Origin of the sequence: Enterobacter nematophilus, assembly GCF_026344075.1 — a bacterium.
GTDB lineage: Bacteria > Pseudomonadota > Gammaproteobacteria > Enterobacterales > Enterobacteriaceae > Enterobacter > Enterobacter nematophilus.
Genome location: NZ_JAPKNE010000003.1, coordinates 253069 through 268298, shown reverse-complemented (window position 1 = coordinate 268298; position 15230 = coordinate 253069). Strand labels below are relative to the sequence as shown.

The following is a 15230-nucleotide window of genomic DNA, read 5'->3' as shown; positions in this document are numbered from 1 at the left end:
AATAGACAAAAGGAGCGGGATTATACGCTGTTCATCCGCCCAATTTGAAGAAAAGGATGCAGGAAGCGGGCAGATATTCGTGGAAGTCGTTAAAATACAGCGCCCTGTTAATTTTGCATCATAATTACCCCTGACTCTCCCGGTCCTCAGCCGCCGGGAGGAATTCTGGCGTGGAGTTGCTTTGTGAAGTTCAACGATTCGTTACATGTGTCTCAGCTGCGGGTTGTGCTCCACCTCTGCGGTTTTCTGGTTCTGCTGTACAGCCTCTCGATGCTGCCGCCGATGGTCATCGCCCTGCTTAATAAAGAGCGGACCTACTTTGCCTTTTTGACCACCTTTTTGACTTTTTTCAGCCTCGGGGGGTTAACCTGGCGGGCAACCCGCTACGCCGGCATACAGCTGCGCACCCGCGACGGTTTCGTGATCATCGTGCTGTTCTGGCTGCTGTTTTCATTGATAAGCGCCATGCCGCTGTGGATGGACGATGGCCTGCACCTCTCCTTTGCGGACGCGCTTTTTGAAGGGGTTTCCGGGATCACCACCACCGGGGCGACGGTGATCGGGGACGTCAGCGCCCTGCCGAAGTCGTACCTTTATTATCGCGCGCAGCTCAATTTCATCGGCGGGCTAGGCGTCATCGTGCTGGCCGTCGCGGTTCTGCCGCTGCTGGGCATTGGTGGCATGAAGCTCTATCAGTCAGAGATGCCGGGCCCGTTCAAGGAGGAGCGCCTGACGCCCCGCCTTGCCGATACCGCGCGCACCCTGTGGATGACCTATTTCGCGCTGGGCGTGGCCTGTACCCTGGCCTACTGGCTGGCGGGGATGTCCTTTTTTGATGCCCTCTGCCACGGGCTTTCGACCGTGTCGCTGGGCGGGTTCTCCACCCGCAGCGAGAGCATTGGGTTTTATGACAGCCACGCGATTGAGCTGGTCGCCGGGGCGTTTTCGCTGCTCTCCGCGTTTAACTTCACCCTCTGGTACGTCGCCATTGTCCGCCGCACCCTGAAGCCGATTCGCCGCAGCCCGGAGGTGAAATTTTTTCTGAGCGCCGCCGCGGTGATCATCATCATCACCGCCTGGCAGGTCTGGCACGCGGGAATGTACAACCCTGTCGATAGCCTGGTGCACGCCTTCTTCCTTGCCAGCTCGATGATGACCGATAACGGCCTTTCGACCGCCGACTACGCCCAGTGGCCCGCGCATACGATCTTCCTGCTATTAAGCGCCAGCTTTTTTGGCGGCTGCGTAGGCTCGACCTGCGGCGGGATCAAAGCCCTGCGTTTTCTCATTATGTTCAAGCAGAGTATTCAGGAGATGAACCAGCTGGCGCATCCGAGAGCGCTGCTGAGCATTAAGGTGGGCAAAAGCGTGGTGAATGAACGCGTCCTGCGCTCGGTATGGAGCTTCTTCTTTCTCTACGTGATGATCACGGGCTTTTTTGTCTGGGCGCTTAATCTGATGGGCTACGACCTGTTTACGTCATTCGCAACGGTTGCCGCCTGTATCAACAACATGGGGCTGGGGTTTGGCGAGACGGCGTCGACGTTTGGCACGTTAACAGAGGGAGCGAAGCTGCTGATGTGCGCGGCGATGATCCTGGGGCGTCTGGAAATTTACCCGGTGCTGATTCTGTTCTCGCGCTTTTTCTGGCGGGCATAAAACATTCCCGGCGAACCGGGAATGTAAGGGGGTTACGGCGCGGGGTTAACCAGCATCTGCCCTACGGAGCCCCTGTCCATCATCTCCAGCGTCTGGCTGTGGAACAGGAACGGGAAGTGCGGCCATGAGGGCTGGCCGTAGTAGACGAGCAGTTCAACCTGGCCGTCCACCCAGACGGTATCTTTCCAGCCGCGATCTTCCGGGAACGGCATTGCGCCGTTGACGTTGCGGATCAGGAATGACACTCCTTCAATATGGAACGACTGCGGCATATCTGAACGCACCGTCCAGCGCTCCCAGGTACCCTGCTGGGCGGTGATATCAATACGGTTCACGTCCCACAGCGCACCGTTGATGCCGGGGTCGTCCCCAAGGCTGATATCGCGGCTGCGCACCGGCGAACCGCTCATGATCTCCTGCGGCAGCAGGCGCATCGGCAGGCTGTCGGTGACCAGCGGCAGCAGGCCGGTTGGACGCAGGGTTAACACCAGCGTGGAGACCAGAATGCTCGACGGCTCAAAGAACCCGCGAATACGGTCAACGATGCTCGCGGCTTCACCACAGGTGACGGAGACTTCATCCCCGTTGGTCATATCCACCAGAATTTCACGGCGCTCTCCCGGCGCCAGCGCCAGCTGTTTAACGGAGACCGGCGCGGGTAAAAAGCCCTGGTCGCCGGAGATCACGTGCAGCGGGCGGCCATCGCTCATCTGCAGCTGATAGCGACGCGAGTTAGAGGCGTTGAGCAGGCGCAGGCGCACCCAGCCGCGAGACACTTCCACGTACGGGCTCTGCGCGCCGTTAACCAGCAGAGTATCGCCGACAAAGCCACCGCTCCCCGGCTCGCTGTACTCCGGCGTGCCGAAGTTATCCAGACGTTTGTCCTGAATGATGACCGGGAAATCATCCACGCCGTAGTGGTTCGGGATCGGCAGCGATTTGCTGACCTCATCTTCCACCAGCCACATGCCGGCCAGGCCGTTATAGACCTGCTGCGCCGTACGGTTAGGGGTATTGGCGTGATACCACAGGGTTGCCGCGCTCTGGCGGATCGGCAGGACGGGCGCCCAGTCGGCATTGGGGGACATCATTCGCGCCGCGCCGCCAATCAGCGGGCCAGGAACCTGCAATCCACTGACGGTCATCGCGACATTTTCAGTCGTCCGGTTGCTGTAAATGAGCTTAACGTCATCGCCGTTCCACACGCGGATGGTCGGCCCGAGGTAGCGTCCGTTAATGCCCCATACCTGCGCGCGCGTGCCCTGGGTAAAGGACCAGTGGCTGCGCTGAAGCGTGAGGAAAAGCGGCTGCCCGCGACGGGATTCAATCAACGGCGGAATGGGCAACGGCTGCTGCTGCCCGGCGGCGCTGGCTGTCAGCGGCATCGCACCCGCACAAAGGGCAATCCCCGAAGCCTGAATAAACTGACGCCGACTGAGTGACATATAAGCTCCATCTGAAACGACTAACAACGCGGGAATTCTTTTTCCCTTTAACGCCGGATTAAACCTTACCGGCGGCTTCTCTTTCTGCGACTTCTTTATCCAGCAGCGCAATATGCTGAGCCATCAGCTCGCGGCAGTGCGCTGCCAGCTCGCGCACCTGGTCTTTACCGTATTTGCTGGTATCGACGGGTGGCAGCATTTCGACAATCACCAGACCATTATTCAGGCGATTAAGATTAATCTTATTAGAAGTATTGGAAACGCACACGGGAATAATTGGAACACCTGCCGCAATTGCGGCATGAAACGCGCCGGTTTTAAACGGCAGCAGGCCGCGACCGCGGCTGCGCGTCCCTTCCGGGAACATCCAGATGGATATTTTGCGCTTTTTAAAATGGTTCACCACTTCCGCAATGGTGCCGTGCGCTTTTGCACGGTTGTTACGGTCGATCAGCAGGTTACCGGTCAGCCAGTACAGCTGGCCAAAAAACGGGATCCACAGCAGGCTTTTTTTCCCCACCGTTACGGTCGGCGGCAGAACGATATTGGAGGCCGTCACCATATCGTAGTTGTTCTGATGGTTAGCGATATAGATGGCGTTACCGAAATTCTCCGCCCCTTCAGGCAGGCGTTTTTCAACCTTCAGGCCAAACAGCGGCGCAAGGCGGCCGAACATATGGCCAAAGGTGGCAACATGCTTCGGATTACGCGGGCTGAACAGGCAGTAAATAGAGCCGAAAATACAGACCAGAATGCAGTAGAAAACGGTAAGAATAAGACGAACAATATATAGCATAGCGACCTCTGAAGCCCCAACAGCTGACAATTATACTTCACCTGTGGCCAGGTAAGGACTTTATTACGAGCGCGTATTGTTAATCGCAACGCACGAATTAACAACGATTTTACGGGAAATTTTATTGAAATCCCCCTCCGGACAGAGGGGGTGTCACGACATTACTCTTCGCTGTCGCCCGCACTGCTGCGCGCAGGCGAATCAATCTCCACGCGGTCGATACGCTGCAGGCCGCGCATCAGCGAACCGCGGCGACCGCGCTCGCCCACCACTTTTTGCAGCTCTTCCGGGCGAAGCTTGATCTTACGCTTGCCGACGTGAATGGTCAGCGTGCTCTGCGGCGGCAGCAGGAAGAGGTGCGCCAGGCCATCTTCACCTTTCGCGGCTTCCGCCGACGGGATGTTGATGATCTTGTTGCCCTTACCTTTCGACAGCTCCGGCAGGTCGCTGACCGGGAACATCAGCATACGCCCGGCAGAGGTGATCGCCAGCAGCATGTCGCTCTCGTTCTCAATCACCAGCGGCGTCATCACGTGGGCGTTGTCCGGCAGGCTGATCAGCGCTTTACCGGCACGGTTGCGCGACACGAGGTCGTTAAAGGTACAGATAAAGCCGTAGCCCGCGTCGGACGCCATCAGCAGCTTCTGGTCGTCGGCCTCCATCAGCATGTGGTCAACCGTTGCGCCCGGCGGCAGCGTCAGCTTACCGGTCAGCGGTTCGCCCTGGCCGCGCGCGGAAGGCAGCGTGATCGGGTCGATGGCGTAGCTGCGACCGGTGGAGTCGATAAACGCCACCGGCTGGTTGCTCTTGCCTTTCACCGCCGCTTTAAAGCTGTCGCCCGCTTTGTAGCTCAGACCCGGCGCGTCGATATCGTGGCCTTTGGCGCTGCGCACCCAGCCGCTCTGCGACAGCACAATGGTCACCGGCTCGGACGGCTGCATGTCGTGCTCGTTCATCGCCTTCGCTTCTTCGCGCTCGTGCAGCGGAGAACGACGGTCGTCGCCAAATGCGTCTGCATCCGCCTGCAGCTCTTTCTTCAGCAAGGTGTTCATCTTGCGTTCGGACGCGAGGATCGCCTGCAGCTGATCGCGCTCTTTTTCCAGCTCGCTTTGCTCGCCGCGGATCTTCATCTCTTCCAGTTTGGCGAGATGGCGCAGCTTCAGTTCGAGGATCGCTTCGGCCTGGGTTTCGCTGATGCCGAAGCGCGACATCAGCGCGGGCTTCGGCTCGTCCTCGGTGCGGATGATCTCAATCACTTCGTCGATATTGAGGAACGCCACCAGCAAACCTTCGAGGATATGCAGGCGCTTAAGCACTTTCTCCAGACGATGGTTCAGACGACGGCGCACCGTATCGCGGCGGAAGGTCAGCCATTCGGAGAGGATCTCCAGCAGGTTTTTCACCGCCGGGCGGCCGTCGAGGCCGATCATGTTCAGGTTGATGCGGTAGCTTTTTTCCAGATCGGTGGTGGCGAACAGGTGGTTCATCACCTGCTCCATGTCCACGCGGTTGGAGCGCGGCACGATCACCAGACGGGTCGGGTTCTCGTGGTCCGATTCGTCGCGCAGGTCGTCCACCATCGGCAGCTTTTTGTTGCGCATCTGGGAGGCGATCTGCTCCAGCACTTTGGCACCGGAAACCTGGTGCGGCAGCGCGGTGATCACCACGGCGCCGTCCTCTTTATTCCACACCGCGCGCATGCGCACGGAGCCGCGACCGTTCTGGTAGATTTTGCGGATTTCCGCACGCGAGGTGATGATCTCGGCTTCGGTCGGGTAGTCCGGCCCCTGCACGATATCCAGCAGCTCGTCCAGCGAGGTTTTTGGCTGCTCGATCAGGGTGATGGCAGCTTTCGCCACTTCACGCAGGTTGTGCGGCGGAATGTCCGTCGCCATGCCGACGGCGATACCGGTGGTGCCGTTCAGCAGGATGTTTGGCAGACGCGCAGGCAGCATCTTCGGCTCCTGCAGCGTACCGTCGAAGTTTGGCACCCAGTCAACGGTTCCCTGACCCAGCTCGCCCAGCAGCACTTCGGCGTATTTGGACAGGCGGGATTCGGTATAACGCATCGCCGCGAAGGATTTCGGATCGTCCGGCGCACCCCAGTTCCCCTGCCCGTCCACCAGCGGGTAGCGGTAGGAGAACGGCTGGGCCATCAATACCATCGCTTCATAGCAGGCGCTGTCGCCGTGCGGATGGTATTTACCCAGTACGTCACCCACGGTACGGGCGGATTTCTTGAACTTGGCGGTGGCGTTCAGCCCCAGTTCGGACATCGCATAGACGATGCGGCGCTGAACGGGCTTCAGGCCATCCCCGATAAACGGCAACGCCCTGTCCATGATGACGTACATGGAGTAGTTCAGGTAGGCGTTTTCCGTGAATTCATGTAGCGCGAGGCGCTCTGCCATATCGCTCATTACGTGTGATTCCTCAACTCAGAAACCGAAGGGTTTCAGGCAATATTGCCGCAGATACTACCTCATCTGGCGAATTGAGTCACAAAGAAAAAGGGCCGCGTATGCGGCCCTTTTTGGGTTATTTGTTCAGCTTGATAACCTGCTTCACGTCGATTTCAAACTCGTTCCAGTCTTTGTCGACTTTACCCTGCAGCTCGACTTTATCCTGCGGGGTGACGGTCACGCCGTTCCAGCGCTTGTTGTCAATCTCGACCACCACCGTGCCGGACTCGTCGCGGAAGGTGTAGCGGTCGTCGGACAGGCGCTCGGTAATGTTACCGCGCAGCTTCACCCAGGCATCGTCCTTCAGATCTTTGACTTTAGCCGCGGTGGTGAGGTTGGCGTTGTTATCGACAAAGCCGCCCTGCTGGGTTTGCGTCTGAGTTTGTGTCGCAGATGGGCCAGTAAAACCGCCCTGTGCAGCAAAGACCGGCGCGGTGGTCATCATCATGATGGCAGCAACTGCAGCGAATTTTTTCATCGTAATCTCTCCCTTTAATGTCGTTTCACAATCCATTAAACAGGGTAAACCTTAACAACTTCTTAAGGGGAAAATTTATTTATTTTTACTGTACAGCAGGCGCTTGCAGAGGGTTTACTGACGGCATCAAGGAGGGAACATGCGCATTTTACTGGTAGAAGACGACGGGTTAATTGGCGATGGCATCAAAGCGGGCTTAAGCAAACTGGGCTTTAGCGTGGACTGGTTTACCGACGGGAAAACCGGGCAGGCCGCGCTCGCCTCTGCGCCCTATGATGCCGTCGTGCTTGACCTGACCCTGCCGGGAATGGACGGTCTGGAGATCCTGCGCGCCTGGCGCGAAAGCGGGCGCAGCGAGCCGGTACTGATCCTGACGGCGCGGGATGCGCTGAACCAGCGCGTTGAAGGGCTGCGCCTCGGTGCGGACGATTATCTCTGCAAGCCGTTCGCGCTGATAGAAGTGGCCGCCCGCCTGGAAGCGCTGGTGCGCCGCAGCCACGGACAGACGCGCAGCGAGTTGCGTCACGGCAAGGTGACGCTCGACCCGGCCAGCCTCGTCGCCACGCTGGAGGGCGAAACGCTGACGCTCAAGCCGAAAGAGTTTGCCCTGCTGGAGCTGTTAATGCGTAACGCGGGCCGGGTGCTGCCGCGCAAGCTGATCGAGGAAAAGCTTTATACCTGGGACGATGACGTCTCAAGCAACGCCGTGGAAGTCCACGTTCATCATTTACGCCGCAAGCTCGGGAGCGAGTTTATCCGCACCGTGCACGGCATCGGCTACACCCTGGGTGACGCATGAAGCTGAGCCTGAAGCTGCGCCTGACGCTCCTCTTTTTAGCGCTGTCCCTGGCGGCCTGGTTTGCCGCCAGCCTGGTGGCGTGGCAGCAGACTACCGACAAGCTCGATAAGCTGTTCGACACGCAGCAGATGCTGTTTGCCAAACGGCTGCTGACGATGGACCTGGACGAGATCCGCGCGCCGGAGCGCATGCGCGAGGTGCCGAAAAAGGCCAAACACGGGCATCTGGACGATGACGCGCTGGCCTTCGCTATTTACGCTGCAGACGGCACGATGATCCTTAACGACGGCGAAAACGGGCGCGATATCCCGTATCACTATCGTCGTGACGGCTTTGATGACGGACGGCTTCAGGATGACAACGACGAATGGCGCTTTTTATGGCTGACGTCGCCAGACGGAAAATACCGCGTGGTGGTCGGCCAGGAGTGGGAGTACCGGCAGGATATGGCGCTGGACGTGGTCAGCTCGCAGCTGACGCCGTGGCTGGTGGCGCTGCCGGTGATGCTGCTGTTGCTGATCGTCCTGCTGAGCCGGGAGCTGAAGCCCCTGAAAAAGCTGGCCCAGACCCTGCGTTCCCGCTCGCCGGATGCCACCGATGCCCTGCCCACGCAGGGCGTGCCGGCGGAAGTGCGCCCCCTGCTCGACTCGCTGAACCATCTCTTTGCCCGTACCCAGGAGATGATGATCCGCGAGCGCCGCTTCACCTCCGACGCCGCCCACGAGCTGCGCAGCCCGCTGGCGGCGCTGAAGGTGCAAACCGACGTGGCGCAGCTTTCTCAGGACGATCCGCAGGCGCAGGAAAAAGCGCTGGCGCAGCTGCACGCGGGTATCGACCGCGCCTCCCGGCTGGTGGATCAGCTCCTTACGCTGTCGCGCCTGGACTCGCTGGATAGCCTGGACGGCGTAGAACAAATAGCGATGGCCGACCTGCTGCAGTCTGCGGTGATGGATATCTACCCTCCGGCGCAGCAGGCGGGTATTGATGTTCGTTTGCACATCAACGCGCCGGAGGTGACCCGCACGGGTCAGCAGCTGCTTCTGAGCCTGCTGGTGCGTAACCTGCTGGATAACGCCACCCGCTATAGCCCGCGCGGCAGCGTGGTAGACGTGACGCTGAACACCCGTAGCTTTACCGTGCGCGACAACGGCCCGGGCATTTCACCCGATGCGCTGGCGCGTCTCGGCGAGCGCTTTTATCGCCCGCCGGGCCAGAACGCCACGGGCAGCGGGCTGGGGTTATCCATTGTGAAACGCATTGCCGCCCTGCACGGCATGCGCGTCTCGCTCGGCAATGCGCCAGAAGGCGGCTTTGAAGTGAAGGTTAGCTGGTAAGGGATTATTGCATTTAGCGCAAAAGACTTTGCACATTTTGCTCATTTTTCCGCTCCGTCCTCGCGCGTAGAATACCCGGCATACTCTCAGCATCGAGGACAAAAAATGAGCAACATTCTGATTATCAACGGCGCGAAAGAGTTCGCGCACTCTAAAGGCCAGCTGAATGACACCCTGACCGAGGTCGCGGACGGTTTCCTGCGCGACGCCGGGCATGATGTTAAGGTCGTGCGCGCGGACAGCAGCTATGACGTGAAGGCCGAAGTGCAGAACTTCCTGTGGGCCGACGTGGTTGTCTGGCAGATGCCGGGCTGGTGGATGGGCGCGCCGTGGACCGTGAAAAAGTACATGGACGACGTCTTCACCGAAGGTCACGGTTCGCTGTATGCCAGCGACGGGCGCACCCGCTCAGACGCCTCTAAAAAATACGGCTCCGGCGGCCTGATTCAGGGCAAAAAATATATGCTTTCCCTGACCTGGAACGCCCCTCTGGAAGCCTTCACCGAAAAAGATCAGTTCTTCGAAGGCGTGGGCGTAGACGGCGCGTATCTGCCGTTCCACAAGGCGAACCAGTTCCTGGGGATGGATCCGCTGCCGACCTTTATCGTCAACGACGTGATTAAAATGCCTGACGTCCCGAGCTATATCGCAGAATATCGCAAGCATCTCGCGAAAATTTTTGCTTAACTGGTAGCCTGGAATTAAAGGAGTAGTAACCATGCTTACAGTAATCGCAGAAATCCGTACTCGTCCAGGTCAACATCACCGCCAGGCGGTGCTGGATCAGTTCGCGAAAATCATCCCAACCGTACTGAAAGAAGAAGGCTGCCACGGCTACGCGCCGATGGTGGACGCCGCTACCGACGCAAGCTTCCAGGCCACTGCGCCAGACTCCATTATCATGGTTGAGCAGTGGGAAACCGTCGCGCACCTTGAAGCACACCTGCAGACCGCTCACATGAAAGCGTGGAGCGATGCGGTGAAGGGTGACGTGCTGGAGACCCACATCCGTATTCTGGAGCAAGGGGTTTAAAACCTGCCTTCCCTCTCCTTCCGGGGAGGGAATTCTCTCTGACCTGCTATGCTTATTCTGACTTCATGATTAACAGGAGGATGGAATGGGTCTTTTTAACTTCGTGAAAGAAGCAGGCGAAAAGCTATGGGATAACCTGACCGACCACAAAGGTCAGAGCGACAAAATCACCGAGCACCTCAAGAAACTCAACATTCCCGGTTCAGACAAAGTTCAGGTTAACGTTACCGACGGCAAGGCCAGCGTGACGGGTGACGGACTGACCCAGGAGCAGAAAGAAAAAATCCAGGTCGCCGTCGGCAACATCGCGGGCGTCAGCGAGGTGGAAAACAACATCACCACGACCGATGCCAAAGATGAAGCCACCTACTACACGGTAAAATCCGGCGATACCCTGAGCGCTATCTCCAAAAACCGTGTACGGCGATGCCAACCAGTACAACAAGATTTTTGAGGCTAACCGCCCGATGCTCTCCAGCCCGGATAAAATCTATCCCGGCCAGACGCTGCGTATTCCTAAATAGCGATCCGCGAGCCGGGGAAATCAGCTGCTCTTCTTCCCCGGCTTTAACCCGCGGTGAAGCTCGTTGATGCGCTTCATCGACTTGATGGTGCGCTGCGGCTCGGTGGAGGCGACGGATAAAACAATCATCTCCAGGCACAGCAGCACCGTGCCGTGGAGCGGAATTTTGCCCTTCTCGCCGCCGCGCGGGACGTGGATCACCACGCTGGCCTCTTTGCTGAATCGCGAGTCGGTGGCATTGGTCAGCAAAATCGTGGGAATACCCAGACGTTTTGCTTCGCGCAGCGTGGTTTGCCCTTCCCGGTGCGCGGATTTTTGCGCCATCATGATCAGCACATCCCCGCGCTGGAGCCCGATCAGCTGCTCGGCCAGCCCTATTCCGGTACGGTTAAGCGGCGTGGCGGGTAGCCCCATTCGGCTGAACAGCCTGGCGGTGTATTCGGCCAGAATGCCGGACGCGCCAATCCCAAATATGGCGACCTGCCTCGCCTGCGCCAGCAGCGAGACCGCCTGTGCCATCGCGAAGCGGTTATGGGGTTCAGACAACACTTCACAGGTGTGCTGATGCCCCTCCAGCACGAAATCAATGCTCGCATTGACGTCGCTGGTCAGCGTATTCACCGTAGTGAACATCTTTTCGCTGGAGGTCACGACCGGGCCAAACCACTGCTCCAGCGTCTGCTTGAGATCGCGCAGCCCGGCGAAACCCAGCGCCTGGATGGCGCGAACGACGGTGGCGTCCGACGTTTTCAGCAGCGTCGCAATCTCCATGGCCGTCTGCTCCATCACCGCTTCCCGATTTTCATTGATATAGCGCGCCACCTGCAGCAGCCGCGGCGTGAGCTGGTGCGACCGGGAGCGCAGGCGGTCGCCGAAGAGATCAACTTTACGGCTCATCGTGACGCCTCCGGCAGCGGACGTCCGGCAATCTGCGACTGGACCTGCGCGACCATCAGCCCTAACGAGGCGAACGAGTTCGAGATGGCCTCTTCACGCGAGATCAGCACGTAGCGTCCGGTCCGACAGGCATTCAGGAACTGGCACCAGCCCGGCATTACCGCATCCATCGCCGCCAGCTCGTCCTGCGGTTTGCCGCCCGTATCCCCGCGCCAGGTGGCGAAAACGAAATCCGCATCCAGCTCCGGCAGCCGCTCGGCGCTGACGTCAATTCGCCCCCCTTCCGGGATAGACTCAATCAGCGGCGGGAAGGTGAACCCGGCATCACGCAGCACGCGGCCCAGCGAGTGGTAGCTGTGCATGGCGTTGATTTTCCCCTGATTGGCCTGAATCACCGATACGCTCACCTTGCGGGTATCAATAGTCGCTTTCAGCGCCTTAATTTGCTCCTGATAGCGCCGCTCCAGAACCTTGAGCCGCGCCTGCGTGCCCGTCAGCTGCGCCAGCTTGCGGTAGATCTCCGGCGCGCCGCCGTCGAGATGATCGATGCTCACCGTCGGGGCAATTTTTTCCAGCTGTTCCACCGGGGTGTTGCGGGTCGGCTCGGTAACGATCAGGTCCGGTTTTGCGGCGGCGATGGCTTCAATGTCGATATCCGCAGTGCCGATAAATTTGATGTCGGAATTATCGAAGTCGACGCCGGTCAACATGCCGCTGGAGCGCAGAAAGTGGCTGCCGTCCGGCCGGGTGCGGCCATGGCTCGCCACCGGCGGTACGCCAAGCTCAATCAGCGGAATGGTAATGTCCAGGTCGTGTAGCGAGACGATCCGTTTCGGATGCACCGGCACCACCACCTTACGGTTCAGATCGTCAGTAAACGTCTGCGTCGGCTCGGCCGCGCTCGCCGTAAGCCCCACCAGCAACAGCATCGAAAACAGTATGCGCATGTTAATCCCCTAAAATCTGTCCCGACGCTGCCAGAGCAGCAGCAGGAAAAACGGTCCGCCAATCAGTGAAATCACAATTCCCGCCGGCAGCTGCAGCGGGAGGAATGCCAGCCGCCCGACGTTATCCGCCAGCAGCACCAGCAGCGCCCCCAGCACGGCGCTTCCCGTCAGGAGCGCCGTTTGCCCGCCGCGAAGCAGCAGGCGTGCCATATGCGGCGCAATCAGCCCGACAAAACCAATGCTGCCCACGCAGGAGACGCAGGCCGCCGTGAGCACTACCGGGGCGAGAACCCTCAGCAGCGCCAGCCGGTTTGTGCGAACGCCAAGGCCCGCTGCGGCATGATTACCGAGCAGCGCCACGTCCGCAGCGCGGGCGGTAAACAGCAGCAGCGCAAACGCCGGAAGCGCCCAGAAAGCGGCAATGCAGACCAGCGTCCAGTTTACCGCGTGCAGGCTGCCCGCCAGCCACAGCATCGCCGTCTGCACGTCGCGCACGTCCGCCGTGGTCATAAAAACACCCATTGCGGCGGCAAAAACCCACGACACGCCAATGCCGATCAGGATGAATCGCGGACGTGAGACATCGCGCTCCAGAGCCACCACCAGCAGCGCGGTAAGCAGCCCACCGACCATGCCAACCAGCGGCCGCCAGGCCAGGCCCAGCGCCGGGAACTGAAATATCAGCAGCAGTACCGCCGCGCTACAGCCCTCTTTCACGCCGATAAGCCCCGGATCGGCCAGGCCATTGCGGGTAATAGACTGCATTGCCGCCCCCGCCATGCCGAGCATCCCACCGCACAGCGCCGCCATCAGCAGGCGCGGCAGGCGGATATCCATCACGATGTAGCGCGTCTCCGCCGTCAGGCTTTCTGGATAAAACAGCGCGCGCCCGATGGCGGAAGTGGGGATGGGCAGAGAGCCGTGCGTCAGGCCAAAAGCCGTCAGCAGGCAGGCGGCCAGCGTCAGGATGACCAGACATACCAGCGCCTTTGGGCGGACCAGCGCCGAGAAGGCGCCAACGCGTAGCGCACGCAGTCCGGCGCGGTTCATTTGAACATCCTCGAGGCCATGAAGATAAAGACCGGGGCGCCAACCAGCGCGGTCATGATGCCGGTTGCCAGCTCCCAGGGCGAAAACAGCGTGCGGGCAGCGATATCCGCCAGCAGCAGAACCAGCGCCCCGCACAGGGCGGACAGCGGCACCATCACGCGCAGATCGACCGACACCAGACGGCGAACGAGCTGCGGCACCACGAGCCCGATAAAGCCGACAGGCCCAGCGAGGGAGACTGCCGCACCGCAGAGCAGCGCGATGGCCAGCAGGGCGAGCAGCCGCGTTTTCAGCAGCGATACGCCAAGCCCCTGCGCCATTCTGTCGCCCAGCGCCAGCATGTTGAGCGAGGGCGACAGCCAGAGCGCCAGCACAAAGCCCACACCCGCCACCCACAGGGCAGCGGCAATCGTGTCACCGCTAACCCCCGCCAAATCCCCCGCCAGCCAGGTGCGCATGGCGAGCAGCGTCTGTTCATCCAGGATGAGCACCGTGGCGGTAATCGACGAGGCAAACGCCGACATCGCCACGCCGCACAGCGTGACCTTCATCGGCGTCAGCCCGGTACGCCCGGACGAGGAGAACGTGAGCACCAGCAGAAACAGCGCCGCGGCACCGGTTGCGGCAATCAGCGGGCGGCCAAATGGCAGCGTTAACCCTAACGCGCTTGTCAGCACTACCGCCAGCGCCGCCCCGGCGTTGAGCCCCAGAATATGCGGTTCGCCGAGCGGGTTGCGGATCGCGGATTGCAGCAGCACGCCCGCCACGCCGAGCGCGGCGCCTGTCACCATCGCGGCGCAGAGGCGCAACAGTCTGAGTTTGATGATGATGTTATGGTCGAAATTGCGCGGATCGAAGTGGAGAAAGGCCTCCACCACCGTTTGCGGGGCGATAAAGCGTGCGCCGATCCCCAGATGGGCAATCGCGCCCGTTGCCAGCAGCAGGGCGAAAATCAGGAAAGCGAGAGAGGTGCGCATCATGGCTGTTTTGTGGCCTGGCGAAACGGCATAAAGAACGGTTTACCGGTCAGCGGATTGATGGACATATGCACGTCGACATCAAACACCGCTTTAATCAGCTCCGGCGTGCAGACATCTCCCTCATGCAGTACGCCCTCGACTTTTCCCTGGCGTAAAAAGACCAGCGAATCCCCGTAGTTCACGGCGAAGTTAAGATCGTGCAGTACCACCACCACGGTACGCCCATGCTCGCGCGTCAGCGTATGCAGCAGTTCGAGGATCTCCACCTGATAGCGGAGATCGAGGAACGTGGTGGGTTCATCCAGCAGGATATAGGGCGTTTGCTGCGCCAGCGCCATGGCGATCCAGCAGCGCTGACGCTGGCCACCGGACAGGCTTTCGACGGGCATGTGGGCAAACTCTGCCGTGCCGGTCAGGCGCAGGGCCTCCTCCACCGCCCGCTCGTCCTCGTCGCTCCACTGGCGCATAAAATTTTGCCAGGGAAAACGCCCGCGCGAGACCAGCTCAAAGACGGTTAACCCTTCCGGCAGCAGCGGAGACTGCGGCAGGATGCCAAGCTGGCGGGCGACGGCTTTCGTCGGCTGCGCGTGGATCGCCTTGCCGTCGAGAACCGCCGCGCCGCCAAGCGGCTGGAGCAAACGCGCGATGGTACTCAGCAGCGTGGATTTTCCGCAGCCGTTCGCCCCCACCAGAACGGTGATTTTCTGCTGGGGGATCGCAAGGGAAATATCATCAACGATGATTTTTTTCTGATAACCGGCAGAAAGATTCTCCAGAACCAGCCCCGGTTTTGTCGTGTTGTGAGCCACGTGCATGCCAACGTAATA

Annotated in this window: 14 protein-coding genes and 1 pseudogene; 6 read left to right on the top strand and 9 right to left on the bottom strand. The window is 59.9% G+C overall.

Annotated elements, in window-relative coordinates:
* Nucleotides 1-183: 183 nt before the first annotated feature.
* Nucleotides 184-1659: a TrkH family potassium uptake protein gene (locus OSH03_RS11030; protein WP_061097061.1), complete on the top strand. Its 1476-nt coding sequence runs from the start codon at nt 184-186 to the stop codon at nt 1657-1659.
* Nucleotides 1660-1691: 32 nt separating this feature from the next.
* On the opposite strand, the gene ftsP is transcribed toward OSH03_RS11030, so the two are convergent.
* The 4 genes from ftsP to OSH03_RS11010 all read right to left on the bottom strand — a co-directional run bounded on the left by ftsP (nt 1692) and on the right by OSH03_RS11010 (nt 6840).
* Nucleotides 1692-3104, bottom strand: coding sequence for a cell division protein FtsP (gene ftsP, locus OSH03_RS11025; protein WP_253543300.1), 1413 nt, complete (start codon nt 3102-3104; stop codon nt 1692-1694).
* A 58-nt stretch (nt 3105-3162) separates the two neighbouring features.
* Complete coding sequence (plsC, locus tag OSH03_RS11020) at nt 3163-3900, bottom strand: 1-acylglycerol-3-phosphate O-acyltransferase (protein WP_266179044.1); 738 nt, start codon at nt 3898-3900, stop codon at nt 3163-3165.
* 161 nt (nt 3901-4061) lie between these two features.
* Nucleotides 4062-6320: a DNA topoisomerase IV subunit A gene (gene parC, locus OSH03_RS11015; protein WP_266179043.1), complete on the bottom strand. Its 2259-nt coding sequence runs from the start codon at nt 6318-6320 to the stop codon at nt 4062-4064.
* 118 nt (nt 6321-6438) lie between these two features.
* Nucleotides 6439-6840: a YgiW/YdeI family stress tolerance OB fold protein gene (locus OSH03_RS11010; RefSeq protein ID WP_061097057.1), complete on the bottom strand. Its 402-nt coding sequence runs from the start codon at nt 6838-6840 to the stop codon at nt 6439-6441.
* 139 nt (nt 6841-6979) lie between these two features.
* Here OSH03_RS11010 and qseB point away from each other — a divergent pair, with 139 nt between their 5' ends.
* The 5 genes and pseudogenes from qseB (at nt 6980) to lysM (ending at nt 10530) form a co-directional block, all read left to right on the top strand.
* Nucleotides 6980-7639 (top strand): quorum sensing response regulator transcription factor QseB, encoded by a 660-nt coding sequence (gene qseB / locus OSH03_RS11005; protein WP_151414057.1) that lies wholly within the window; start codon nt 6980-6982, stop codon nt 7637-7639.
* The gene (gene qseC / locus OSH03_RS11000) at nt 7636-8973 is read left to right on the top strand and encodes a quorum sensing histidine kinase QseC (RefSeq protein ID WP_266179042.1); all 1338 of its coding nucleotides are present in this window, start codon (nt 7636-7638) and stop codon (nt 8971-8973) included. The genes qseB and qseC overlap by 4 nt, the downstream gene beginning before the upstream one ends.
* A gap of 105 nt (nt 8974-9078) precedes the next feature.
* On the top strand, nt 9079-9660 hold the full coding sequence (locus OSH03_RS10995; protein WP_266179041.1) for an NAD(P)H-dependent oxidoreductase: 582 nt from the start codon (nt 9079-9081) through the stop codon (nt 9658-9660).
* 31 nt (nt 9661-9691) lie between these two features.
* Nucleotides 9692-10006: a putative quinol monooxygenase gene (locus OSH03_RS10990; protein ID WP_008502984.1), complete on the top strand. Its 315-nt coding sequence runs from the start codon at nt 9692-9694 to the stop codon at nt 10004-10006.
* 85 nt (nt 10007-10091) lie between these two features.
* A pseudogene (lysM, locus tag OSH03_RS10985) lies at nt 10092-10530 on the top strand (peptidoglycan-binding protein LysM).
* 20 nt (nt 10531-10550) lie between these two features.
* Here lysM and OSH03_RS10980 read toward each other — a convergent pair.
* Genes OSH03_RS10980 through OSH03_RS10960 form a run of 5 tightly spaced genes read right to left on the bottom strand, consistent with a single transcriptional unit; the run spans nt 10551 to nt 15212 of the window.
* Nucleotides 10551-11426, bottom strand: coding sequence for a MurR/RpiR family transcriptional regulator (locus OSH03_RS10980; RefSeq protein ID WP_266179040.1), 876 nt, complete (start codon nt 11424-11426; stop codon nt 10551-10553).
* Entirely contained in the window at nt 11423-12373 is a 951-nt protein-coding gene (locus OSH03_RS10975; protein ID WP_266179039.1) for an iron-siderophore ABC transporter substrate-binding protein, read from the bottom strand. The genes OSH03_RS10980 and OSH03_RS10975 overlap by 4 nt, the downstream gene beginning before the upstream one ends.
* 9 nt (nt 12374-12382) lie before the next feature.
* Nucleotides 12383-13423, bottom strand: a complete 1041-nt coding sequence (locus OSH03_RS10970; protein ID WP_266179038.1) for a FecCD family ABC transporter permease — start codon at nt 13421-13423, stop codon at nt 12383-12385.
* Nucleotides 13420-14403 (bottom strand): FecCD family ABC transporter permease, encoded by a 984-nt coding sequence (locus OSH03_RS10965; protein WP_266179037.1) that lies wholly within the window; start codon nt 14401-14403, stop codon nt 13420-13422. The genes OSH03_RS10970 and OSH03_RS10965 overlap by 4 nt, the downstream gene beginning before the upstream one ends.
* Nucleotides 14400-15212, bottom strand: coding sequence for an ABC transporter ATP-binding protein (locus OSH03_RS10960; RefSeq protein ID WP_266179036.1), 813 nt, complete (start codon nt 15210-15212; stop codon nt 14400-14402). Before OSH03_RS10960 ends, OSH03_RS10965 begins: the two co-directional genes overlap by 4 nt.
* Nucleotides 15213-15230: the final 18 nt, after the last annotated feature.

What these genes read in the sequence shown, in the direction of transcription:
- ftsP (WP_253543300.1), bottom strand. Translation starts at nt 3,104, where the DNA reads ATGTCACTCAGTCGGCGTCAGTTTATTCAGGCTTCGGGGATTGCCCTT.
- plsC (WP_266179044.1), bottom strand. Translation starts at nt 3,900, where the DNA reads ATGCTATATATTGTTCGTCTTATTCTTACCGTTTTCTACTGCATTCTG.
- parC (WP_266179043.1), bottom strand. Translation starts at nt 6,320, where the DNA reads ATGAGCGATATGGCAGAGCGCCTCGCGCTACATGAATTCACGGAAAAC.
- OSH03_RS11010 (WP_061097057.1), bottom strand. Translation starts at nt 6,840, where the DNA reads ATGAAAAAATTCGCTGCAGTTGCTGCCATCATGATGATGACCACCGCG.
- qseB (WP_151414057.1), top strand. Translation starts at nt 6,980, where the DNA reads ATGCGCATTTTACTGGTAGAAGACGACGGGTTAATTGGCGATGGCATC.
- qseC (WP_266179042.1), top strand. Translation starts at nt 7,636, where the DNA reads ATGAAGCTGAGCCTGAAGCTGCGCCTGACGCTCCTCTTTTTAGCGCTG.
- OSH03_RS10995 (WP_266179041.1), top strand. Translation starts at nt 9,079, where the DNA reads ATGAGCAACATTCTGATTATCAACGGCGCGAAAGAGTTCGCGCACTCT.
- OSH03_RS10990 (WP_008502984.1), top strand. Translation starts at nt 9,692, where the DNA reads ATGCTTACAGTAATCGCAGAAATCCGTACTCGTCCAGGTCAACATCAC.
- OSH03_RS10980 (WP_266179040.1), bottom strand. Translation starts at nt 11,426, where the DNA reads ATGAGCCGTAAAGTTGATCTCTTCGGCGACCGCCTGCGCTCCCGGTCG.
- OSH03_RS10975 (WP_266179039.1), bottom strand. Translation starts at nt 12,373, where the DNA reads ATGCGCATACTGTTTTCGATGCTGTTGCTGGTGGGGCTTACGGCGAGC.
- OSH03_RS10970 (WP_266179038.1), bottom strand. Translation starts at nt 13,423, where the DNA reads ATGAACCGCGCCGGACTGCGTGCGCTACGCGTTGGCGCCTTCTCGGCG.
- OSH03_RS10965 (WP_266179037.1), bottom strand. Translation starts at nt 14,403, where the DNA reads ATGATGCGCACCTCTCTCGCTTTCCTGATTTTCGCCCTGCTGCTGGCA.